This is a genomic window from Kytococcus sp. HMSC28H12 (assembly GCF_001816045.1).
GTDB lineage: Bacteria > Actinomycetota > Actinomycetes > Actinomycetales > Dermatophilaceae > Kytococcus > Kytococcus schroeteri.
Genome location: NZ_KV824569.1, coordinates 1 through 2,666, shown reverse-complemented (window position 1 = coordinate 2,666; position 2,666 = coordinate 1). Strand labels below are relative to the sequence as shown.

Annotated in this window: 4 protein-coding genes and 1 pseudogene; 2 read left to right on the top strand and 3 right to left on the bottom strand. The window is 76.0% G+C overall.

Features of this window, described 5'->3' with window-relative positions; all coding sequences use genetic code 11:
* Positions 1 to 165 precede the first annotated feature (165 nt).
* Both HMPREF3099_RS08850 and moaA read left to right on the top strand, forming a co-directional pair.
* Positions 166 to 687 (top strand): molybdenum cofactor biosynthesis protein MoaE, encoded by a 522-nt coding sequence (locus HMPREF3099_RS08850; protein WP_070705628.1) that lies wholly within the window; start codon positions 166 to 168, stop codon positions 685 to 687.
* The gene (moaA, locus tag HMPREF3099_RS08845) at positions 684 to 1,679 is read left to right on the top strand and encodes a GTP 3',8-cyclase MoaA (RefSeq protein ID WP_070705627.1); all 996 of its coding nucleotides are present in this window, start codon (positions 684 to 686) and stop codon (positions 1,677 to 1,679) included. The genes HMPREF3099_RS08850 and moaA overlap by 4 nt, the downstream gene beginning before the upstream one ends.
* Before the next feature lie 208 nt (positions 1,680 to 1,887).
* On the opposite strand, the gene HMPREF3099_RS08840 is transcribed toward moaA, so the two are convergent.
* The 3 genes and pseudogenes from HMPREF3099_RS08840 to HMPREF3099_RS13000 form a co-directional block, all read right to left on the bottom strand.
* Positions 1,888 to 2,118, bottom strand: coding sequence for a MoaD/ThiS family protein (locus HMPREF3099_RS08840; RefSeq protein ID WP_237769810.1), 231 nt, complete (start codon positions 2,116 to 2,118; stop codon positions 1,888 to 1,890).
* An 8-nt stretch (positions 2,119 to 2,126) separates the two neighbouring features.
* The gene (locus tag HMPREF3099_RS08835; protein ID WP_070705625.1) at positions 2,127 to 2,426 is read right to left on the bottom strand and encodes a DUF6457 domain-containing protein; all 300 of its coding nucleotides are present in this window, start codon (positions 2,424 to 2,426) and stop codon (positions 2,127 to 2,129) included.
* Positions 2,423 to 2,666 (bottom strand): annotated as a pseudogene (locus HMPREF3099_RS13000) (hypothetical protein); the annotation flags it as partial. The gene HMPREF3099_RS08835 and the pseudogene HMPREF3099_RS13000, both read right to left, overlap by 4 nt.

Here is a 2,666-nt window from a genome sequence, read left to right as displayed (position 1 = left end):
CCTGCTGACCCGCGGCCTGGTGGGCGTCGTCGACGCCGGGCCCGGTTCCCCCGGCGCGCTGGTGGCCAACCTGCCCGGCAGCACCGGCGGCGTGCGCGACGGCCTGGCGGTGCTCCTGCCGCTGGTGCCCCACGTGCTCGACCAGCTCACCGGAGGTGACCACGCATGAGCGACCCGGCCATCGTCCACACGGCCGTCACCGACGAGCCGCTGGACGCCGACGCCCTGGAGGCCGCGGTGCTCGACCCCACGCACGGCGCCGTGACGCGCTTCGTGGGCCGGGTGCGCGACCACGACCCGGAAGCCGTCGGCGAGGTGGTGGCCCTGGACTACAGCAGCCACCCCGACGCACCCGCCGTGCTGCGCCGCATCACCACCGAGGTGCTCCGGGAGCATGACGCCGGCGGCGTGACCCGGGTGGCGGTGGCGCACCGCACCGGGCACCTGGAGGTCGGCGACGTCGCCATCGTGGTGGCCGTGGCCTCCGCGCACCGCGCCCCCACCTTCGCCGTCTGCTCGGCGCTGGTGGAGGCCGTGAAGGCCGGACTGCCGGTGTGGAAGCACCAGCACGAGGCCGACGGGCGGGCCGTGTGGTCCGGGCTCGGGCTCGACGCCCGGGACGCTCCGCTGGACGACGCGCCACCGACCGAGGGCTCGCGGGCCGGCGCCGCGGAGGGGTCCTCGTGACCGGGCTCGTGGACCGCTTCGGCCGGGTGCACACCGACCTGCGCATCTCCCTCATCGACAAGTGCAACCTGCGCTGCACCTACTGCCTGCCCGCCGAGGGCGTGCCCTGGCTGCCCAAGGACGAGCTGCTGACGCGCGAGGAGATCCGCGCCGTGGCGGCAGTGGCCGTGGAGTGCGGCATCACCGAGATCCGCCTCACCGGCGGGGAGCCGCTGCTGCGCCGCGACCTCACCGAGCTCGTGGGCGACCTGGCCACCCTCGAGGGCGAGGACGGGCCGGTGGAGCTCTCACTCACCACCAACGGCATCGGGCTGGACAAGGTGGCCCCCGCCCTGGCCGAGGCCGGGCTGGCGCGGGTCAACGTCAGCCTCGACACCCTGGACCCGGCGCTCTTCCACCGGATGACGCGCCGCGACCGGCACGCCGACGTGCTGGCCGGCATCGACGCCGCGCTGGCGGCCGACCTGCGACCGGTGAAGGTCAACACCGTGCTCATGCGCGACCAGAACGACCACGAGGCCGCCGACCTGCTCGCCTGGGCGGTCGAGCGCGGGGTGGAGCTCCGCTTCATCGAGCAGATGCCGCTGGACGCCGGGCACACGTGGACCCGCGAGGGCATGGTGACCCGCGAGGAGGTGGTGGCCGCGCTGTCCGAGCGCTTCGAGCTCACGGAGCTGCCCGGCCGCGGCGCGGCCCCGGCCGAGCGTTTCCTCGTGGACGGCGGGCCGGCCACCGTGGGCGTCATCGCCTCGGTGACCGCCCCCTTCTGCGGGGCCTGCGACCGTCTGCGCCTCACGGCCGACGGGCAGCTGCGCTCGTGCCTCTTCGCCCGCTCGGAGACCGACCTGCGCGGACCGTTGCGCGACGGCGCCACCTCCGAGGAGCTGGCCGCGCTCTTCCGCGAGGCGACGCTCGGCAAGCAGCCGGGGCACGGGATCGACGACCCGGGTTTCCTGCAACCGCCGCGGCCGATGAGCGCCATCGGCGGCTGAGCAGCCGGACGGGTTCGAGCCGGGGGGTCAGCCCCGCTCGGCGAGCTCCCAGCGCCAGAGGTGGCCGGGGCACTCGGCGCCCACCTCGCTCGGCCCCCGGCCACCGCGTGACGCGCGGTCACAACCGCTCGCAGACCCTGCAGATCCGTCTGAACCCCGAGGAGCTCGAGGCCCTCGTGCTCTCGGTGGCCTGAGCGGACGGCCCCGGTCAGCCGCCGGCGAAGGGCGGCAGCACGTCAACCAACGCGCCCTCACGCACGGGGGTCGAGGGGTCGTCGACCCGCATCCCGTCCACGAGCACCGCGCACCGGCCCACCACGCGCCCCAGGCGCTCCCCGTGGCGGGCGGTCGCATCGGCCAGCAGCTCACCCAGCGTGGCGCCGGCGTACTCGCCCTCGGCGCAACCGGCGGCCTCCCCGGCGGCTGCGAACCAGCGCACCCGGGCCGTCACCGTGCACCGTCCCGGGTCACCTCGGTGAGCGGCCCCTCCTGGGCCAGCCGCTCGATGCGAGCCGTGGCCTCCTCGAGCGTCAGGGCCGGGTCGTGCTCCAGTGCGCGCCCCACCAGGTAGGTGGTCACCGGCACCAGCGGGCGCTCCACCCTGCGGGCCACCACGGTGGCGATGCGGTGCAGGGTCGGCACGTCCACGTGCCCGGGCGGCAGCCCGAGCCCGTCGGCGGCGCGGGCGGCCCAGGCGTCCCACCGGTCGGGGTCCTCGGCCAGGTCGTGCGATCGGCGGTCGCTCATGCGTCTCCTCCGGGTGTGAGGCGCGCCGTCCAGCGCGCGTGGTCCTCCCAGGTGTCCACGTCCTCGACGTCGCGCTCGTCGGGCAGGTCCACCGGGTGCAGGTCGAGCTCCCCCACCAGCTGCCGCACCGAGCGGTCGGTCGGGTCGCCCAGCGCCTCGGCGGCGCGCAGCAGCGCTTCGCGCCGGTAGAGCGCGGCCAGCCACTGCCGGTGCCCGCCGGCGTCCACCGGCGCGAAGCCG

Coding starts and splice junctions, on each gene's coding strand:
- HMPREF3099_RS08850 (WP_070705628.1), top strand. CDS start 166: ATGAGCGACCCGGCCATCGTCCACACGGCCGTCACCGACGAGCCGCTG.
- HMPREF3099_RS08835 (WP_070705625.1), bottom strand. CDS start 2,426: ATGAGCGACCGCCGATCGCACGACCTGGCCGAGGACCCCGACCGGTGG.